The following is a 20,255-nucleotide window of genomic DNA, read 5'->3' on the forward strand; positions in this document are numbered from 1 at the left end:
TTGAGGTCGTAAATGATTCTCGTCACCGGCGCCGCTGGCTTCATCGGATCAAATCTCGTCGCGGATCTGAACGAGGCCGGGCGCGACGACATCATTGCCTGTGACTGGCTCTCTGACGATGGCCGCTGGGAAAACCTGAGCAAGCGCTCGTTTCATGATCTGCTTTTGCCTGAGCAATTGGAGGGAGTTCTCGCCTCCGCGAAAGGCAAGCGGATCGACGCCGTGCTTCATATGGGCGCCATTAGCGCGACGACCGCGACCGACGGCAATTTGGTGCTGAAGCGAAATTATCAATACACGAAGATGTTATGGGAGTGGTGCGCCGCCAATGGCGCGACCTTTGTCTACGCCTCCTCCGCCGCGACCTACGGCGATCGCACCGATCATTTCGATGACCGTTTGGACTATGAGGGGCTCCGCCAGCTAAGGCCTCTGAACCTCTATGGCTGGAGCAAACATATGTTCGATCTGTTTGCGGTCAAATCCACAGACCCGGCGCCGCCACATTGGTACGGGCTCAAGTTCTTCAATGTTTTCGGGCCGAATGAATATCACAAGGAGAGCATGCGCAGCGTTGTGTGCAAGCTCGCCCCAGACATATTGCTCGGCAAGCCGGCGAAACTGTTCAAGTCGCACCGGCCCGACTTTTCCGACGGCGGACAGACGCGAGACTTTATTTTTGTTTATGACGTGTGCAAGGCCGTCCTCCATTTCGCAAGAGGAGAAGCCGAGTCCGGAATCTACAATGTTGGCACCGGGCAGGCGCGGTCCTTTGCCGATCTAGTCTCGGCGGCCTATCGCGCCGCGGGCCACGAACCCAACATTGAATATATCGACATGCCGATGGAGCTGAGAAGCCGCTACCAATATTTCACAGAGGCGAGCACTGATAAGCTACGATCGGCGGGTTACAACCTACCATTTCTCAAGCTCGAGGAAGCGGTAGAGATCTACGTCAAGCAACATCTGGCGGCGGAAGACCGCTACAGATAGTGAGGGCGATCAGGCGACTCGTCTGCTCGGCCTGTAGCGAAATCTTATTGCGGCGCCCGCATCGCGGCCGTCGAGGCCAGCAGAGCCGCGCGCGCAGCCGCCGCGACTTCATCGACGCGGATCGAAGCGATGCCCTCGGTGCGGTGAATGATCGTGTGGCGGGCGCCATAGGGATGCCACTGCCTCGGCTCGTTGACGTCGCCGAAGAGCCCAACGCAAGTGACGCCGCAGGCGGCTGCGAGATGCAATGGTCCTGAGTCATGGCCGATAAACAAGCGGGCGTCTTGCAACGCCGCCGCACTTTCGCGCGGGAGAAGACGGCCGCACGCATTCACCACCTCGCTCGGCCAATGCTGCGTGATTGGCGCGACGCAGGCGGCGTCATCAGGCGCTCCCACGACCAGCAAACCGTACCCGCCGAGATCGCCCGCGAGATCGTCCAAAAGCCAGCTCCAATTTGCCTCGCCCCATAACTTGGCCGGGTCTTTTCCGCCCATGTTGATGGCGATATAGGGCCTGCCGTTGAAGGGAGCGATGATTTGCGCAGCGACCTCCCGCTCCTGGGCGGTCAGCCGCAAATCCCAGCTAGCGGGATTCTCTAAATCGACAGCCCCGAGGTCGGCGATTGTGCGGGATAGCCGGACGCATTCCGGCTCGAGCTCGCCGGTGTCGGGATCCCTGCGGCACAAGCGCAAATCCTTGGTTGTCGGCGCGCCGATAATGCGGGTGAACCCGCAGAGGAAGAAAAAGACGATATCGCGATAGACCGAGAATTCGCCGCGCGGCGCCGACAGATAAATCAGGGTCGAGGCGCCGAATTTCCGCAGCCTCCAAGACAGGGCAAGCAGCTTGCTGATCGATCGCAACCCGACCGGATAAGGGATCGCGCCGTCGATCAGCCCGGAATTCGCCAAGATGGCCTCAAGCGGCGCCGCCTTGGTCGAGACCGGGAAATTAGTCAATACATAGCGCTCGGCGTCGGGGAAGGCCTCCGCGACCTTGTGGAGGCAAGGCAGAGCGACAATGGTGTCGCCAAGGCTGCCCAAGCGATAGATCAGGATCCGCTGGTCCGACTTTTTCGTCTGACTCAACGACGACGCCTTTGCTATTCCCTGTCCGCGGTCACGGCGCCGCCCATCGCCAAACGACCCGTCGCCGCCTCCCGGCTCGCCCTCAGACATGGTCCTCGCCGTCCAACTGCACAATCTTCGCCTCGCCCAATCGACGATATCGGTCCTGATTTTCTCGAGCCGAAGCCAAAACTGGCCGGAGTCGAAATATTTAGTCAATTTCCGAGCATTGGGCATTGGCTTTCCCAGCATTCTCGCCGACGTCGCTTTTCGTAGCCGAGGAAGCGAGGCCGAAACATGCGAATTGACAGCCCTCTAAGCGCCCTAAGTCCAAAAGGGCGAGATCGCATCGCAACTCAGGTTTTTGGAGAAGAACCTTGTCGCGAAGTTGGTCCGCCATCGAGGCCCGCCGCCTCGACGCGCTGGGATTGCTCAGGACAAGGAACGGCTCACTCAAGATAAACGAAGCTGTGCCGAGCTTGTGACGTATAATTGTTATATTAACATGAAGCTCGTCCCAAACGAAAGTATTTCGCGACCTAGAGAAAAGGCCGCTTTGACCAGGGTCTTCACAATTTTTGAATAGATACAAGTCAAAATTGCAGCTTAGGCGCGCGGTCGGCATGGGCTATCCCGCCTCGCTCCTTTGTTGCTTATCGATTCGCCAGCAATTTCTCGACAAAGGCGCTGATTCCTTGCTGGGCGCGGGTCGCCCGACGCCGCTCCGCGGTCAGGATTGCATGCAAATCGTCAAAGGTGCTTTGCAGATCGGCGTTGATCAGAACATAGTCATATTGCGTCCAGCGCCTGATTTCATTGCGCGCATTATCCAACCGGCGCGCAATGACATCAGGAGGATCTTCGGCGCGGCGTTCGAGGCGCGAGCGCAATTCCGCGATCGAGGGCGGAAGGATGAAGATTGTCACGACGTCCGAACCGACCGCCTGCCTGACCTGCTGCGTGCCCTGATAGTCGATGTCGAAGAGAACGTCGCGGCCTTGCGCCAGCACTTTCTCGACCGGCTCGCGCGGGGTCCCGTAAAAATTGCCATGGACTTCCGCCCATTCGAGTAGCTCGCCGGCGTCGCGTAGAGCCTCGAACTGCTTCTTGCTGATGAATGTATAGTGAATCCCGTCGACCTCGCTCGACCGGCGCGACCGAGTGGTGACGGAAATCGACAAGGTGAGATCGAGCTCCTTGGTCTGGAGCAGCATCCTCGTCAAAGTCGTCTTCCCCGCGCCGGACGGCGACGACAGAATCAACATCAAGCCGCGCCGCGGAAGCCCCGGCTCGCTTTGCGTCCGTATCATTTCTTAACTCGCAAAGCTCGGCCCGCGAAGCGCGCGTTCGTCCGCATGAGGCCTACTCGATATTCTGAATCTGCTCGCGAAACTGCTCTATCTCGACACGAAGCTCGAGGCCAAGTGCAGTCAGGCTCGCATCGTTTGATTTCGCGCAAAGCGTGTTCGCCTCGCGCCCCAGTTCCTGCGCGAGAAAATCAAGCCTGCGCCCGACCGCGCCTCCCGCTCCAAGAAGATCGCGCGCCGCCGCCGCATGAGCAGCCAAACGGTCCAGCTCTTCGCGGATATCCGCCTTCGCGGCGAGCATGAGAGCCTCCTGATGCAGACGATTCTGATCGAGACCCGCATGTCCGGCGAGGGCGGCGAGCGACTGCTCGAGACGCGCGCGCACCGCTTCCGGCTTGCGGCCCGGGCAGAGCTCGGCGGCTTGCGTCAGCCTGGCGATGTGATCGAGACGCTCGCTCAGCACGGCGGCGAGCGCTGCGCCTTCGCGCAGCCGCATTGCGGTCAAAGCTTCGAGCGCCTCATCCAGTCCGGCGATCGCCGACGCCCGCGCCCGAAACATTTCCGCTTCGGTCTCGGCCGCATCGGCAACTTCGACGACGCCGCGCACGGCGAGCAACCCGTCGAGCGTCGCTGGCGCGACGGCGCCCTGGAGGTCCACCCCCGCGACCGCGGTCACAAGCCTTTGCAATAGATCGTGGTTGACGCGAATTTCGGGACCCGTCGATTCGCGCTGCGCCGTCAACGAGGCGTAGATTGTCCCGCGCGCGAGCTTTTGGGTGATTCTCAATCGGGCGTCGGGCTCGATCGGATCAAAGCCTTGCGCAAGGCGAAGCCTGACGTCGAGCCCCTTGGCGTTGACCGACTTGAGCTCCCAGCTCCAACGGCAGGCTCCGACAGTTCCCGACGCTCCGGCAAAGCCGGTCATGCTGGCGATCATCTTAGAATTCAACGCTACAGCCCCATGACCCGTCGCCGCACCATAGGGCTGAGGCGGCTCCCACTCAAGGTGGCGGCCGCCCATCTTTCTCGCTTCGGCCGCCCCGAGACGACCGTCAGGATTTCGGGAAGTCGAGCCCCATCTCACGATAGCGCTCCGGATCATCCGGCCAGTTCTCGCGCACCTTGACGAATAGAAAGAGATGAACGGTTTGCTCGGCCGCGGCCATGATTTCCTTGCGCGCCGCCGTCCCGATCGCCTTGATCGTGCGACCGCCTTCTCCAATCACGATCTTCTTATGGCCTTCGCGCATGACATAGATAGTCTGCTCGACCCTGGCCGAACCATCCGGCATGTCCTTCCAAAGCTCGGTCTCGACGGTCGATTGGTAAGGCAGCTCGTCATGCAAGCGCTCGAAGATCTTTTCACGGGTGATTTCCGCGGCGAGAGATCGCAAGGGCGCGTCGGAAATCTGGTCTTCCGGATAAAGCCAGGGCCCCGCCGGCATCAATGCGCCAAGCGCTTGCTTAAACTTGGGGACGCCATGGCCACGCAGGGCTGAGATCATGAATGTGTCGGAAAAAGGCAGTGCTGCGTTGAGCGCGGCGGCGAGGTCGAGAAGTCGCGGCGGCTCGACCGTGTCGATCTTATTCAAGACGAGGATTTTCACCGCGCGAACTTGCCCGAGGCCCGCGAGAATGGCGTCGACCTCCTCGTCCCTGCCCTTTCGCGCATCGACAAGCAAAGCGACCGCGTCGGCGTCCCCGGCGCCGCTCCAGGCTGAGCTCACCATCGCTCTATCGAGGCGCCGCTTCGGCGCGAATATGCCGGGCGTGTCGACGAAGATGATCTGTGCGCCGCCATCGAGGGCGATCCCACGCACCAGCGTGCGCGTGGTTTGAACCTTGCGCGAGACGATCGAGACTTTCGCTCCGACGAGCTGATTGATCAGCGTCGATTTTCCCGCATTCGGCGCGCCGATGAGAGCGACGAAGCCACAACGGGTCTTGACGTCGATGTCCGCGTTCACGCCACGCCCTTTCGGCTGATTTGTTCGATGCCCTCGCGGGAGATGAAATCCGCCGCGGCGGATTGTTCCGCCAAACGTTTCGCCGAGCCGCGCGCCACGGCAGGCGTAAAGCCCTGAATTTCGACCGCAATGGTGAATTCGGGCGCGTGATCGGGTCCCGAGCGCCCGATCTCGCGATAAAGCGGCGTCGGCAATCCCCGCGCCTGCGCCCATTCCTGCAAGGCCGTCTTGGGATCCCGCAAGGGCCGCCGCGGTGAGCGCATCCGGGCCTCGAAGGCCTCACGCACGACGCCTTTGGCCGCCGCGTAGCCGGCGTCGAGAAAGATTGCGCCGATGATCGATTCGCAAATGTCGCCGAGGATCGCGGTCTTGGTGAAATCCTCCTGCCTTTCGCTTTCGCCGAGGCGAATAAAGGCTTGCGTCCCCCATTCGAGCGCGACCTCGGCGCAAGTCTCTTTGCGGACGAGATCCGCGAGGCGGCGCGACAATTCGCCTTCCTCCGCGGAGGGAAAGGACTCGTAGAGCATTTCCGAAATGACAAGCCCGAGCACCCGATCGCCGAGAAATTCGAGCCGCTGATAAGTTTCGCGCCGGGATCCGTTCACGGCGCTCATATGGGTCAAGGCGGCGTTGATGAGGCCGCGATCGGCGAATCTATGGCCAATGCGGGCCTCCAGCGCGCCGACGTCCAGAGCCTGTCGCGTCATCCTAATTCACTGGCTTCAGCATCCGGCCGAACCGCACCGTCCACGGCCATTCCCAGACCGCCCAGAAAGGCCCTTTGATGGACCAGAAGATGACCTCCGCCCGTCCGACCAAATTTTCAAACGGCACATAGCCGACGCCGTTCTCGTCCGGCGAATAGCGGCTGTCGGTGGAATTGTCGCGATTATCGCCCATCATAAAGTAATGCCCGGGGGGCACTTCATAGACTTCGGTATTGTCCTTGAAGCCCGTATCGCCTTGAATTTCGATGATCGTGTGCTTCACTCCGCCCGGCAGGGTCTCCTCATAGGTCGGAACATCGGTTTCACGACCGTAGAAATCTTCCGTGTGGGCCTTGGCGATCGGCTGGCGCGGCGTGATCTCACCATTGATATAGAGACGGCCCTCGCGCATTTGGATCCGGTCGCCGGGCAGGCCGATCACGCGCTTAATGTAATCCGTCTGACCGTCGCGCGGCAGCTTGAACACGACCACATCGCCGCGCTTAGGCGGCGAAGCGAAAATGCGGCCGGAGAGCAACGACGCGGGCAGACAATAAGATCTGACTTCGGTCCTGGAATCCACGAATATTTGCTTGCCGACGTCCAAAACATTCGGGACGCAGGGGAATGAATACCTGGAATAGCCGTAGGCATATTTGGACACGAAGAGATAATCGCCGATCAGCAGGGTCGGGATCATCGAGCCCGAGGGGATGTTGAAGGGCTGGAACAAGAAAGTGCGGACCACGAGCGCGATGAGAAGGGCCTGCAGCGCGACTTTCGCAGCATCGCCCCAACCGCCTTCCTTTGCGCGATCCGCCTCGTCGCTCTTTTCCTTCAACCGCACTGGCTCACTCATCTTGGTTATCTTTCTCGAGCATTTTCCATCGAAGCCGAGGCCGCATCAAGAACCGCCGCGGCAAACGAAAGTCTGTGTTTTAAAGGCTCGGCCGCCCGCCGCTATTCGATTGTGCGCCGAAATGGTGCGGACTTTGCTTAGGGCGCGCCGTCGGACAGAATAGCCGCTCATTACCATGCGACGAAACGCGGGTATAGAGCATGCGTTGAGGGCCAAAACCACGCGCGGCGGATCAGAAAAAAGTGAAGCCGGCCATAGGCCAAGGTTTTCCTCACGCCCGTTCGATCCGTTTTCTTCCAAACGGCGGATCGTTTGATCCACAATTATCTTGATCTCAAGGGCCGGCGTCGCTCGGCGCTCCGTCGACAATGGCCGCGTCTTCCAACGCCTCGATAATGACCTGCGCTTGCGCTAGCGGATATTCGTCGGTCAGGGTCAGATGAATAATTGCGCGGCGTCCCGACGGCGTCAATTTGGCCAACCGGGCCGCGGCGCCCCCCGTCAATCGCATCGTGGGCTTGCCTGACGGCAAATTAACGACGCCCAATTCGCGCCAGGCGACGCCGACTCGCAGCCCCGTGCCGAGGGCTTTGGCGCAGGCCTCCTTGGCGGCGAAGCGCTTGGCGTAGGAGGCCGCCCGCCCCGTCCGGCCGTCGGATTTTCGCCGCTCGACCTCAGTGAAGCAACGATTGACGAATCGCTCGCCAAAGCGGTCTAGCGCACGCTCGATGCGCCGAATATCGCAAAGGTCATTGCCGAAACCAATGATCATTCGCTCAATCCGAATCGCTTCGCACGACGCAAGTCCGACCGGCGTCCATGGCCGCGCGCATCTTTTCCACCGCAGCGCCGAGCCCAATGAACACCGCTTCGCTAACCAAGAAATGGCCAATGTTGAGCTCGACGATCTGCGGCAAGGCCGAGATGATCCGGGCGGTGTCGAAATCCAGCCCGTGCCCGGCATGGCACTCGATCCCGCGCGCTTCCGCGTGGGCCGCGGCGGACTCGATCCGCGCGAATTCGCGCGCCGCCTTTGCGGCGTCGCCTTCGATCGCCGCGTTGCACCAGGCGCCGGTGTGAAGCTCGATTACCGGAGCGCCGATCTCCGCGGCCGCGTCGATCGCCTCGATCGCAGGCTCGATGAACAACGAGACCCTGACGCCGGCGCGCGCCAATTCCGACGCGAAAGGCTTCAAATAATCATGGCCTCCGATGACGTCGAGGCCCCCTTCCGTCGTGCGCTCCGTCCGCTTCTCGGGAACGAGGCAGGCCGCATGAGGCTTGGTCTTGAGGGCGATGTCGAGCATCTGGTCGGTCGCCGCCATCTCGAAATTGAGCGGCTTGAAGATCGTGGCCTTGAGGCGCGCCATGTCCTCGTCGCGAATATGGCGGCGATCCTCGCGGAGATGAGCGGTAATGCCGTCGGCGCCGGCCTCGATCGCCAAGAGCGCCGCACGAAGCGGATCAGGAACGGCGCCGCCGCGCGCATTACGCAGCGTCGCGACATGATCGATATTGACGCCCAGGCGCAGGCGGCGCGGGTTCGGCATGAAGCTCGGCCTTCGATCGGAGCAGGGTTAGCCGCGCGGCGGCGAACCGCGCTGGCCGATGCGGCGTTGGTTATCACGAAAACACGCGGGACCGCCATCCGAACCGACGGGCGCGCGGCTCTTCGTCCGGGTCTTCCGATAAAGCCCCTTCGTTCTGCGTCTCGAATAGGCGCCGGTAGACCCCGCCCGGCTTCGCCACGAGTTCTTTGTGGGTTCCGTCCTCGATGATGCGGCCGGCCTTGAAGACGAGAATCCGATCGAGGCGTTGAACCGTCGACAGGCGATGGGCGACGACGATCGTCGTGCGTCCGGCCGATAAATGGTCGATGGCGTCGCGGATCAAGGCTTCCGAGACGGAGTCGAGGCTCGATGTCGCTTCGTCGAGGACGAGGATCGGCGTTCCCGCCAGGATCGCGCGGGCGATCGCCACCCGCTGCCGCTCGCCCCCCGAAAGCTTGACGCCTCGCTCGCCGACAAGAGTCCGGTAGCCCGCCGGCAGAGCCTCGACGAAAAGATCCGCATGCGCGAGCGTTGCGGACTCCGCGATTTCGGCAGGGGTCGCGTCCGGCCGGCCATAGGCGATATTTTCGGCGATCGAGCGATGAAACAGCGCCGGATCTTGCGGGACAAGGCCGATCGCTCGACGCAAGCTCGCCTGAGTCACCCCGGCGATGTCCTGCCCGTCGATCAAAATTCGTCCGTCGTCCAGATCGTAAAGACGCTGCAACAGCTTGACGAAGGTGGACTTACCGGAACCGGACGGCCCGACGAGCCCGACTTTCTCACCTGGCCGAATTTCGAGCGAAAGACGATCGAAGAGAAGCCCTGCCCCAGCGGCATAGCCAAAGCTCGCCTTGTCGAAAGTGATTTCCCCACGCGACACGATGAGCGGCCTCGCGCCCGGCATGTCGTCGACATGAGGGGCCGTCTCGCAGAAGGCGGCGACATCCTCCATCTCGTTCAAGGCGCGCTGCGCATTGCGGACATGCTGGCCGATGTCGCGTAGATAGCCGCGCACCAGGGCTTGAACCGAAACGAGGCTCGCCATGTCGCCGGGCCCAACTTCGCCGCGCGCCCAAAGCCAAATTCCAGCGCCGAGCATCAAGACCTGCATGCCGAGCAAGACGCCGGATTGCGCTATTCCCGCATAGGCGCCTCGCCGCCAGGACACGAGGGTCCGCGCCTTCCAGGCCGCCGTCAGCCCGGCGAAGCTCGCCTCCTCCCTCGGCTCGGCGGCGAAAGCCTTGACCGCCGCATTGGCGGTCAGCGCATCGGCGAGAGAGGCGCTCATGCGCGAATCCAACGCTTGCGCGGCGCTGCTCGCAGGCGCGACCCAGGCGACCGAAAGCCCGATGCTGACGGCGAGATAGGCGAAAATGGACAGAGTCACCAGGACGCCGAGCATGGGCCAGCGCGCGAGAAAGATCGTGCTGATCGTCAAGATCACGATGATGGCCGGCGCGAATTGAAAGACCATGGCGTCGGTGAATGTGTCGAAGGCCCACATGCCGCGCGTGATCTTGCGGACCGTCGCGCCCGCGAAGGAATTCGCGTGCCAGTCGGCGGAAAAACGTTGAACTCTGGCGAAGGCCTCGCCGACGAGCGCAGACATCGCGTCGGCCGTGAAGCGGATGATGATGAACTCGACCGCGCTGCGCAAAATCTGGAACGCCAGAACGATGCCGAGAAGCCAAGCCAGCGCCTCGATCACGCGCCCGACGTCGCGGACCTCAGCGGCCACGGCGTCGACGAGATGGCCAGCCGCGAAGGGCGTCGCTACGTCGATCAAGGACGAGGCGATGCGCAACACGACCAGGGCCGCCAACAGCCGGGGGCTTCTGCGCCAATAACGCCAGACGAAGCGCAGGACCTGCGCGAATGCCGATGCGGACATGATTCTGCGCGAGGGCTCGTCGCCGCCGCGATCCCGAGACGACCTCCATGCCGCCGCGCGTCGGACGCGCCGAAAGCGACATGAGGATGAAGATGAATGAATGGCCGGAGCGAATTCTCGCCACCGGAGCGCCAATGGCCGCGCGCGCAGGGCGCCGCTCACATTTTGTTGAGCTGGAGCATGTCACGACCGGAATTGTCGAGCAATTTTTTCGTGATCGCGCGATTGCGCAGCAATTCGGCGGCCCATCGCGTCGCGCTGAGGCCGCGAAATGGGCGAATCAGCCCGCACGGGCTCTGTTTCGCTGATCTGCATCAACGAGTCGCTCCCTGATCGAGTCTTTCTTGAAGCGCTCAATGAGCGCGGAGTCCAGGAGGGCGCATGTTCAGAAAAATTCTCGTCCCAATCGACGCCGCCGAACCGACGCTCGCCGAGCTTGGCGTCTTTCTCGCCGCGCAATTGACGGCCCTGAGCGACGGCGCCGTCCGCATGATTCATGTGTTTCCAGAAATTCCCTATAGTTTTCAGGAATTCCTACCGCCGCACGTAGGCCCGGAGCGGGAAAAGGCCGTCGTCTCGCTCTTCGAGGATCTCGCGAAAAAGGCCAATATTCCCGAGGGCCGCTTCACACATATCCTGCGCACCGGAGCGGCCTATGACGAGGTCCTCACCGAAGCCGAGGAATGGGGCGCCGATCTCATCATCATCGGATCGCATAACCCCTCGATGAGCACTTATCTCCTGGGCTCCAACGCCCAGAAGATCGTGCGCCACGCCAACTGTTCCGTCTTGGTCGTGCGGCCGCATAAGGAACATCCGGGCGCGGTCTCCTGGCTCACGCCGCCCTTCGCCTCCTGACGACCGGGGCTCACGCCGAGTTCACCGAAGCCTGCGCCGCAAAGCTGGGGCGCCTGAGCCGCGAATCTCGTCAAACCGACCGCGCCGACGCGCGCCTTCCGAAAATCGCCTGGACTCGGCTAGGGGCGCGAAGCGTCTGTCCTTTCAAGCTGATTGATTTCACCTGCAGGGCCCCTTTTGGCGCGAAAAGATCGTCCGCCGCCACGATCTCCCCATGGCGCGCCTCGAGTCCCAAGATCGCATAGGCCGTCGAGAGCATGCGCGCGGCCGAGCCAGTGTACCAAGACCAACCGCCCCGGCCCGAATAGCCGCCTCCGTCGTAAATATCGGCCGGCTGCTGATGCGGGGCGAGGCCATAGACCGCGAGCCGATCTCCCTCGGTTTTTCCAATCGGAGAGATCTTGGTCCAGCATGTAAGGGCGCGCGCCTTGAGGCGCGCCGCGAGCGCTTGATCGCCGGCCTGCATCGCAAGCTCCGCGAGGCGCACATAGGCGTCGATCGTCCATGAGACGCCATGGGAATATTGGCCGCCATTCTCGCGCACGCCTGGCGGATAATCGGCGATCCGGCCCGGATAAGGCTCGGAACATTCATCAAATGGCGGATCGAGGAGAAGAATGCGATCCGATTTTTCGAGATGCTCGAGCCCTTGCTCAAGGGCTTGGAGCCCGCGCTCGAAATCGACTGCGCCCGAGAGGATAGGCCAGGCGGCCGTCATCGCGCTCTGCGGATCGAGGACGCGGCCCATGTCGTCGAAGGCGAGCGCATAGCGATCGCCGAGCCAAGCCTGCTCGAGCGCGCGCGCGAGCCTCTCCGCCGCGCCGGAATAGAAGCGCGCCGCCGCTTCGTCTTGCTTGCCGCGCGCGATCTCGCTGAAGCTCGTCAGCACGTCGTGAAGGAAAAATCCCATCCACACGCTCTCGCCACGCCCTTTGACGCCGATGCGGTCGATGCCGTCGTTCCAGTCGCCAGAGCCGATGAGCGGCAGGCCATGCGCGCCCATATGGGCAAGCGAATAGGCGATGGCGCGCCGGCAATGGTCATAGACGTCGCCGCTCTCGCGTGAGGCGCGCGGCGCGATGAAAATATCCGACGCACCTTTCGGCACGGGCGGACCCTCGAGATAGGGGATATTTTCATCGAGCAGGGAGTGATCCCCCGTCGCCGCGAGATAGCGCGCGACCACATAGGGCAACCAAAGATGCGGATCGGAGGCGCGCGTCCGCTGCCCGACGCCGGTGCGTCCATCGGGCGCCGCATGCCACCATTTCAGCACGTCGCCTTCCGGAAATTGCTGGCCCGCGTGAAGCGCGATCTGACGGCGCGCAAGAGTCGGATCCAAAAGCAGGAAAGGCAGCACGTCTTGAAGCTGGTCGCGAAAACCGGTCGCGCCGCCGCGCTGGTTCGGCCCGGTTCGTCCCCAAAGCCGCGAAGTCAAGACTTGGTAGGGAAGCCAATAATTGACGAGGCGGTCGAAGGCCGGATCATTGGTCTCAACTCGCACCACGTCGAGCCGATCTTCCCACCACGCCTTAGTCGCATGAAGCGCCGCGCGCGCGGCGACCGGATCGCGCAGATCGCTCGCAACCATTGTCGCATGATGGCGCGAAGCCGCCTGCCCGAGCACTACGGCGACGTCGATCGCCCCATTGGCCGGCACGGTGACCACGCCAGAAAAAGCCGCGACTCGGCGCCCATCGTCCTCGCGCGATCCGTCAGCCGCGCCGGTCTCGACCATGACTGGATTTGTGAGATCGCGGCCCTTGGAGCCGATGAAGCGGGCGCGCACTGTCTCGGTCGTCGCAGCGGTCAGACTCGTCGCGGCAAAGGCCCAACCCTGCTCATAATCATTGGCGGGATTTGCGAAGAGAAGCGCCTCAGACATCTCGTCGCGAACGGCATGGATGAGCCCCTGGCTTTCGGCCGGACTCTCGGCGAGCGCGATGTCGAAATAAGGCGCGATCCGAAAATCCTTCGGCTTGCCGGTCCTATTGCGCAAGGTCAGCATGCGCACGTCGGAGGAATCCGACGGCAGCACGAAAAAGGTCAATTCCAGCTCGGTGTCTGGTCGCGAATTGCGGAATGTGACAAAGCCTAGCCCATAGACCACCTCGTAGCGCGCATCGGCGCGCCGGAATGGAATAGAGCCGGCAGCGTCGACCTCGCCGCTCGAGAGATCGACCACATAGATCAATTGACCCGGCAGCGAGGTCGGAACCGATTCGAAACGGAACGGCGTCAGGGCGTTCTGCCTGGCGTTGCCGGCGAAGGAATGGATTTCGCCGTCGTTTGAGACAATGGCGCCATGGCCGGTCGTGCTCGCCAAAACATGCGCCCATGGCCGAGGCGTGCGGGGCGTCAGGCGCAGTTCGTCGCCCGTCGGCGAGAAGGCGAAGGGCCAAGCGTTGGCGGACGGCCGTGGAAGCGGCTCAAGGGCGCGAAAATCCGCGCGCGCCGCCTGAAGCTCGTGCTCGTTCGGCGCGCCGACGCACAGATGTTTCGCGAGAACGCGGGCGGCGGCAATTTCCGTTCGTGCATGGCCATTAACGAAGATGATCTCGCGGCTGCCGCCCGCCGGCAAGTCGACGGCGATCGTGAGGCTCGCCGCAGGATCGAACGTGTAGAGCCCTCCTTGATCGTCGGGGCTGCGCCAGTGCTCGACTTGGAGGCCCTGCGGCCGTCGCAAATCGCCGGCCCCGATGAAGCGCGTGCGCGAATCCTCATAACCGAGCAGGGAAAGCCCTTCGCCCGCCCCGGCAGCATGGAAAGCGACCTCCTTGGACATTCGCCCCGACGTTCCCGCGCGCAGAAGGCGGTTTCGCGCAAAGACGGCGTTGAGCGCGCTCACGAACCATGTCTCGACATGCATTGCGTTGAAGTCGGGATCGCGCAGATAGGCGCCTGGCTCATGCAGCGCCAATTCCTGAAAGCTCGTCAGCAAAAGGCGCCGCGGCCGGCCGGAAAGCTCAGACAGACGCACCCGCCAGATCTCGACGCAGCCTTCCTCGGAAAGCGTGATCTCCGCCTCGGCGCGAACGCCGTCGAAACTATTGGCGATGCGCAGACGATCCGGCTTCGGCTGCTCGACGCAATAATCCGACGCCGCCGTTCGCGTGGGCTCGTAGCCGATGCTCCAGGGCTCGTCATCGCCGTCGTCGCGCAGGTAGAAGAAGCGGCCTCGGAGCTGCAGCGGATCCGTCGGACGGCGGGTGACGTCGATCGGATGGCCGCCTCTCGCAATGCCATTGCTCACAAAGCTGTAGCCGCGGCCGTCCGAAAGAAGCTCAAGGCCCATGAAGGCGTTCGAAAGCCCGAACCTCGCCGGGCCGTCGCTCACCGCATGGGGGACGCCTGACATCGCCGGCCCCCCCGGCCCGCGTCGGCTCCATCGCCTCGCGATGACGCCCGCCGCAACGCAAGCGCCGCCGAGCGCCAAGACATAGGCGCCGGCGAGCGCGGCCACCGGGGTCCCCATCGGCGGCGCGGAGGCGCGAATGGCTTCCGCCCCGGTCCAGGCGACGTCCCATTCCGCGCCGCGTGGAATGTAGAAGGGAATGAGCAAGGGCGCCCAAGTCGCAAAGCGCCGGATCGGATCGGGGATGATCCGGGTCCGAGCCGGGTGGCCGGCGAAACGCGCCGCCGCCTCGTCCGCCCGATCTCCGCCGATGAAGGTGAGATTCACCAAGGTGGCGACGCGCAATCCCATGTGGTCGAACCAAATGGCGACCCTGAGCCAATCATAGGCGAGAAGGCCGGTGAAGACGGCGAGGCTCGAAGACCGGAAGTCTTGCGCCGGCATGGCGAGATTCGCGAAGGTTGCGGCAACGGTGCGCACGCCGCCGTCCTGATTGTACCAAGTCGGATCGGGCGCCTGGCGCAGGAAAGAATTGATGATCGGCGCCATCCAAAGGCCCCAGCGCATCACTCGGATCGTCTGCTCGAACAGCTCCCTGAACCCCTCCATGCTGAAAAGCTTCTTCAAGGGCGAGAGACTGCGCTGGAACAACGCCGCTAGAATAAAGAAATTCACGCTGAACAAGGACGCCGCGATTGACCAGTTGATCATGCCCGAAAGGGATTCATTGTAGAAAAGCCGGACGCCGCCGCCGGTCGCGCCGAGATCGATCGGACCCCATTTGCTGAACCAGGGATAGATGATCGAATGGCTCACAGCGCGGCCGGAGTCCGGAAAGCTCAGCGCCGCATAGGTCCAGAATTTGGCGCCGACGACGTTGAGCTGCGCGGCGTCGAAATACCAGCCCAAGGCGCCGCCGACGAGGCCGCCGAGCAAGGCCGCGAGCGCATAAATGCGCCAGGACTCCATCACGCGGCGGCCGCGAAACGCATTGGCCGCATCGAAGACGAGATCGACTCCCGCAAAGGCGATCGCCCCAACGAGAAACAGCGCCAGAAAGCGGCTCAATCCGTCTTGCTCGGGCAAGCCGCCGAGCAGCGCCAGAGCCGCGCCCAGCCCAGCGACGACGCCGCGCAAATAGGAGCGCGGATTGCGATAGCAGTCGATCAGCCGTCCGAAGAAAGGCGGCGTGCCGTCGGAGCTGCCGACGATCGTCTTCGCCAACGGGAACAAAAGCGCACCGAAGATCGCGGCGCAAAGATAAGGAGCGCTTGCGGCAAGCCGGCCGAGCGCCGGCGCGCGCATGGCCGCCGCCGCGGCGAGAAGCAGGAAGACGAAAACGCCGCCATAGATCGCGCCTTTCACGAAACCATTATTCCAATGGCGATAGGCGGTGACGAAGATTGGCGGGGATCCTTCCAGGGAGTCGATGGCGAGCCCGGTCAGAACAAAGACGATCGCCCAGAGCCCCGCCTGGGCCAGAGCGGCGGACGTGACCGCCAGCACGAATTGAGCAAGGGCGCCCGCGTCGCCGGCCGCCTGAGGCAGGTCCGCGATCGCCGGCGTCAGCACGGCATGGGCCGCCGCGACGAAAAGTAGGGCGTGCAATCGCCGGCTGCGGAAAAGGCGCCCGGACATAACGAGGCAAAGCGCGCCCACGAGAATTTCGACGAAAGCGAAGAGGATGACGGCCCGCGCCAAGGTCACGCTCACGTCGATGGAAGCGATCGCACCGAATGCGAGCCATGAGCCGAGCTCTCGCATGAGCGCCGTCGAGCCGAGCGAAAGCAGGAGATTGAACAGAAGCGGCAGGATGAGAATCGATAGGCTTTCGCGAAGCGTCAAATGACGCTGGTTGCGCGCCTCTACGACGGCGGCGCTGGCGAAATAAAAGGCGCAGGCCGCCCCCGCGCCCGGCGCGGTCAGGCGCAAAAGGTCGAGCCAATGGGCCGGCAATTGCCAGATCGCGGCCGCATCGTCGCGGGAGGCGACGAAGGCGCCGATCACGCCGGCGTCGATCGCCAATTCGGAGAGCCTCGGCAGCTTCCCGGCGAAGCCCGCGTGCAAAGTCGCAAGCCCGCAAACGCCGAGCAGGACGGCGAGAAAGGCGCCGACGAGGGGCGGCGCGGCGACGCTGAAGACTACGGATGCGGCGAGGCACAGAATCCCGCCCGCGACTAGGCCTGCCGGGCGGGCCCGCTCGATGGTCATTGCCATGCTCATTTGGGCGCTCCTCGATTCGCATCGATGGTATCAGATCGAAGAAGGCGAAACCGCCGAGGCTGACGCAACCCCGCGTTGACGAGATCGCCCCGCCACGGAGGAGCGACAGAGGGCCCGAAAGGAGGCGCGCAACCGGCTGTCGCCTCTTGAGCCTACGCGAGACGTCTTCGGGCGGATCTCACACAGGAAAAGGCGGCGCCTATATGGCGCTCGAGCCCCTGCGCGGGGTTGACGCGTTGCGGCGCGGAGATCAGATTCCGCTCATGAGCCGCGCGCGCGATAGCTTCGAGATCACCTGCGACATTCTTCTTCGCGCCTATTCGATCGGCCTTTTTCCCATGGCCGAAAGCGCGGACGATCCCAATCTCTTCTGGGTCGATCCCGAGTTTCGCGGCGTGTTCCCCCTCGACGGAATGATCGTGTCGAGAAGCTTGGCCAAGGCCATCAGGTCCGACCGTTTCGAGATCAGGGTCGATCACGATTTCGACGCAGTCATCGAGGCTTGCGCGCGGGCGAACGAGGACCGCGACAAAACCTGGATCAACGCGCGGATCAAATCACTTTATCGCCAGCTTTTCGACATGGGCCATGTTCACACGGTCGAAGCCTGGAGCGAAGGCGAGCTCGCCGGCGGCCTCTATGGCGTTCGCCTCGGCGCCGCTTTTTTCGGCGAGAGCATGTTTCATCGCAAGACGGACGCCTCCAAGGTCGCGTTGATCCATCTCGCGGCGCGGCTGGCGCAGGGCGGCTTCCGCCTCCTCGACACCCAATTCATCACGCCGCATCTGGCCTCTCTCGGCGCCGTCGAGATTCCAAAGGAGGCCTATCGGCGCCGGCTCGCCGATGCGATCGCGGGACAAGCTCATTTCTGGACCTGGCCTAAGGACTATGTCGTGACCGGGCGCGAGGCGCTCGCAGCCCTGCCAAACTCAATGCGCTAGAGCATTTTCCGAAAAGGTCGATCAACTTTCGATCGGAGCGCGCGATAGCTTTAGCGCGGATCGAGCGGGCGATCCTCGTCGGCGAGCAAGCTCTCGAGCCTTGCGCGCTCGCGCGCGCTCAATGGAACGGAAGATGGAAGGCTCGGCCGCCTCCGGGCGAAAAAGACAATGGCCGCAGCGCCGCCGAGAAACGCCAGAAAAGGCCCTCCCCACAAAAGCCAGGTCGAAAGCTTGAAAGGCGGCTTCAGCAGAATGAAATCGCCATAGCGTTGGACCAGAAAGGCGCGGATCTGCGCGTCGCTGTCGCCGGCCTGGAGGCGCTCGCGCACCAGCAGGCGCAAGTCACGGGCGAGTTCGGCGTGAGACTCGTCGATCGACTCGTTTTGGCAGACCATGCAGCGCAATTCAGCCGACAGCGCCCGCGCCCGCGCCTCGAGCCTGGCGTCGCTCATGATCTCGTCGGGCTCGACCGCCATCGCCGCCAGCGGCGCGAGCATGAACAGAAGCGCGACGATGGCCCTCAGCGAAGACATCGTCATTCCGCCGGTTGCGGCAGCGCCGCTACCTTGCGGGCGCGGCGGGCGACGCCAATCCTGAAGCTTCTATCGCTCAAAGAGAGCCCGCCGCCGAAGGCCATGATCAAAGCGCCGATCCAGATGAGGGCGACAAGCGGCTTCCAAAAGATGCGGGCGCTGACCGCGCCATTCTCTCCGGGGTCTGCGATGCTCACATAGACCTGGCCGAGGCCCAGCGTCGCGATCCCCGCATCCGTCCGGCTCATGCGTCGCGCGGGATAAAAACGCGTGGCCGGCTCGATCACGGCCTTCACCCGTCCGTCCGCGCTTACAATCGTCTTGCCGACGATCTCGGTATAATTCGGGCCCGCGCGGGAAAAGAGACTATCGAGCGCCAGTTCATAGGCGCCGATCGCGACGCGACCGCCGGGCTTCATCACGAGGATCTTCTCCGCGCCCCAGCCGGTCGCCGCGAGGCCGAGCAAAGTCACGCCGAGCCCGGCATGGGCGAAAGCCGTCCCGAGCGCCTGCCGCGGCACGCCAAGCGCGCGGGAGACGACGGTTCCGACGTTGGCGCTGCTCGCGAAAACCCGCCGGCCGAGATCCGCGAAAGAGCCGACGATCACATAGACCGCGAGCCCGGACAAAAGGACGCTGACCACCGGGCCGCCTCGCCATGCGGCTATCGCAAGCGCGCAAACAACGCCCGCGCCGAACGCGACGGCGACGCGTTGCGCCGCCCCGATGAGGTCGCCGCGTTTCCAAGCGAGATTCTGGCCGATCGGCATCAACACGAAAAGCGGAACGAACAAAGGCGCGAAGGTCATGTTGAAGAAAGGGGCGCCGACCGAAATCTTGTCGCCGGTCAAGGCCTCGAGCGCCAGCGGATAGAGCGTGCCGACGAGGACCGTCGCGCAACAGGTGGTCAATAGGAGATTATTGATCACCAAAGCGCCTTCGCGCGAAATCGGGGCAAAAAGGCCACCCTGCTTCAGCCCGCCTGCGCGCAAGGCGAAGAGCGCGAGCGAGCCGCCAATGAAGGTCACGAGAATGGCCAGGATGAAGACGCCGCGCGTCGGATCGCTGGCGAAGGCGTGGACGGAGGTCAGGACGCCGGAACGGACAAGGAAAGTGCCGAGCAGCGACAGGGAGAAAGCGAGAATAGCGAGAAAGATCGTCCAGATCTTCAAGGCCTCGCGTTTTTCCATCACAGCCGCGCAATGCAGCAGCGCGGTCGCCGCGAGCCAAGGCATCAAAGAGGCGTTCTCGACCGGATCCCAGAACCAGAAGCCGCCCCAGCCCAAGGTGTAATAGGCCCAATAGGAGCCCATCGCGATGCCGAGCGTGAGGCAGATCCAGGCGACGAGAGTCCAAGGCCGCACGAAACGGGCGAACACCGCGTCGATGCGCCCGGTGATGAGCGCCGCCGCCGCGAAGGAATAGGTGATCGAAAGCCCGACATAGCCGAGATAGAGGAGCGGCGGATGAATGGCGAGCCCCGGATCCTGCAACAAAGGATTGAGGTCATTGCCTTCCAGCGGCGGCGCGCCGAGCCGCGCGAACGGATTGGACGTCAGCAGGATGAACAGAAGAAAAGCGCTTCCGATCCAGGACTGGACGGCGAGCACATTCGCCCGAAGGTCCTGTGGCATGGAGCCTGAAAACAGAGCGACCGCAGCGCCGAAGAGGGACAGCACCAGGACCCATAAAAGCATCGAGCCTTCATGATTGCCCCAGACGCCGGAGATTTTGTAGATCAAGGGCTTCGCGGAATGGGAATTCTCGACGACATTGACGAGCGAAAAATCCGAAACCACATGGGCGTAGGTCAAGGCGAAAAAGGCGTAGCCGATAAGGCCGAAAATAGCGATCGACGCCGAGGGCGCCACCGCCATGAGGCGGCGGTCTCCGCTCGCCGCGCCCCATGCGGGCAGGATCGAATTGACGAGCGCCAGCGCCAAGGCCAGGACGAGCGCGTAATGGCCAGTTTCCACGATCATCTGTTTCTCGCTTGCT

General features: G+C 63.0%; 15 protein-coding genes. 3 read left to right on the forward strand and 12 right to left on the reverse strand.

Features of this window, described 5'->3' with window-relative positions:
* Positions 1-12 precede the first annotated feature (12 nt).
* Positions 13-993 carry an ADP-glyceromanno-heptose 6-epimerase gene (gene rfaD / locus METAC_RS0106325; RefSeq protein WP_026606379.1) on the forward strand — a complete coding sequence of 327 codons (981 nt, stop codon included), beginning with the start codon at positions 13-15 and terminating at the stop codon, positions 991-993.
* A gap of 44 nt (positions 994-1,037) precedes the next feature.
* Here rfaD and METAC_RS0106330 read toward each other — a convergent pair whose 3' ends face one another.
* The 9 genes from METAC_RS0106330 to METAC_RS22590 all read right to left on the reverse strand — a co-directional run bounded on the left by METAC_RS0106330 (position 1,038) and on the right by METAC_RS22590 (position 10,347).
* On the reverse strand, positions 1,038-2,084 hold the full coding sequence (locus tag METAC_RS0106330) for a glycosyltransferase family 9 protein (RefSeq protein ID WP_026606380.1): 1,047 nt from the start codon (positions 2,082-2,084) through the stop codon (positions 1,038-1,040).
* Positions 2,085-2,716: 632 nt separating this feature from the next.
* Positions 2,717-3,373: a guanylate kinase gene (gene gmk / locus METAC_RS0106340; RefSeq protein ID WP_026606382.1), complete on the reverse strand. Its 657-nt coding sequence runs from the start codon at positions 3,371-3,373 to the stop codon at positions 2,717-2,719.
* Between the two features lie 52 nt (positions 3,374-3,425).
* Positions 3,426-4,295: a YicC/YloC family endoribonuclease gene (locus tag METAC_RS0106345; protein ID WP_245257429.1), complete on the reverse strand. Its 870-nt coding sequence runs from the start codon at positions 4,293-4,295 to the stop codon at positions 3,426-3,428.
* A gap of 127 nt (positions 4,296-4,422) precedes the next feature.
* Positions 4,423-5,337, reverse strand: coding sequence for a GTPase Era (era, locus tag METAC_RS0106350; RefSeq protein ID WP_026606384.1), 915 nt, complete (start codon positions 5,335-5,337; stop codon positions 4,423-4,425).
* On the reverse strand, positions 5,334-6,044 hold the full coding sequence (rnc, locus tag METAC_RS0106355; RefSeq protein WP_026606385.1) for a ribonuclease III: 711 nt from the start codon (positions 6,042-6,044) through the stop codon (positions 5,334-5,336). Before rnc ends, era begins: the two co-directional genes overlap by 4 nt.
* Before the next feature lies 1 nt (position 6,045).
* Entirely contained in the window at positions 6,046-6,903 is an 858-nt protein-coding gene (gene lepB, locus METAC_RS0106360; protein ID WP_051335420.1) for a signal peptidase I, read from the reverse strand.
* Between the two features lie 334 nt (positions 6,904-7,237).
* The gene (gene acpS, locus METAC_RS0106365) at positions 7,238-7,675 is read right to left on the reverse strand and encodes a holo-ACP synthase (protein WP_026606387.1); all 438 of its coding nucleotides are present in this window, start codon (positions 7,673-7,675) and stop codon (positions 7,238-7,240) included.
* Positions 7,676-7,679: 4 nt separating this feature from the next.
* A complete protein-coding gene (locus METAC_RS0106370) occupies positions 7,680-8,453 on the reverse strand; it encodes a pyridoxine 5'-phosphate synthase (RefSeq protein ID WP_026606388.1) in 774 nt (257 codons plus the stop codon).
* A gap of 73 nt (positions 8,454-8,526) precedes the next feature.
* Positions 8,527-10,347: an ABC transporter ATP-binding protein gene (locus METAC_RS22590; protein WP_084143474.1), complete on the reverse strand. Its 1,821-nt coding sequence runs from the start codon at positions 10,345-10,347 to the stop codon at positions 8,527-8,529.
* A 381-nt stretch (positions 10,348-10,728) separates the two neighbouring features.
* Between METAC_RS22590 and METAC_RS22600 the strand changes: the two genes are divergently transcribed.
* Positions 10,729-11,205: a universal stress protein gene (locus tag METAC_RS22600; protein WP_051335421.1), complete on the forward strand. Its 477-nt coding sequence runs from the start codon at positions 10,729-10,731 to the stop codon at positions 11,203-11,205.
* Between the two features lie 70 nt (positions 11,206-11,275).
* Here the strand turns inward: METAC_RS22600 and METAC_RS22605 are convergent, their stop codons facing one another.
* On the reverse strand, positions 11,276-16,783 hold the full coding sequence (locus METAC_RS22605; RefSeq protein ID WP_156898126.1) for a GH36-type glycosyl hydrolase domain-containing protein: 5,508 nt from the start codon (positions 16,781-16,783) through the stop codon (positions 11,276-11,278).
* A gap of 263 nt (positions 16,784-17,046) precedes the next feature.
* Between METAC_RS22605 and aat the strand changes: the two genes are divergently transcribed.
* A complete protein-coding gene (gene aat, locus METAC_RS0106400; protein ID WP_026606389.1) occupies positions 17,047-17,724 on the forward strand; it encodes a leucyl/phenylalanyl-tRNA--protein transferase in 678 nt (225 codons plus the stop codon).
* Between the two features lie 50 nt (positions 17,725-17,774).
* Here the strand turns inward: aat and METAC_RS0106405 are convergent, their stop codons facing one another.
* Together METAC_RS0106405 and METAC_RS0106410 are read right to left on the reverse strand one after the other, a co-directional pair.
* Entirely contained in the window at positions 17,775-18,257 is a 483-nt protein-coding gene (locus tag METAC_RS0106405; protein WP_036255346.1) for a cytochrome c-type biogenesis protein, read from the reverse strand.
* A 2-nt stretch (positions 18,258-18,259) separates the two neighbouring features.
* Entirely contained in the window at positions 18,260-20,239 is a 1,980-nt protein-coding gene (locus tag METAC_RS0106410) for a heme lyase CcmF/NrfE family subunit (protein ID WP_026606391.1), read from the reverse strand.
* Positions 20,240-20,255: the final 16 nt, after the last annotated feature.

The organism is Methylocapsa acidiphila B2 (assembly GCF_000427445.1).
Lineage (GTDB): Bacteria > Pseudomonadota > Alphaproteobacteria > Rhizobiales > Beijerinckiaceae > Methylocapsa > Methylocapsa acidiphila.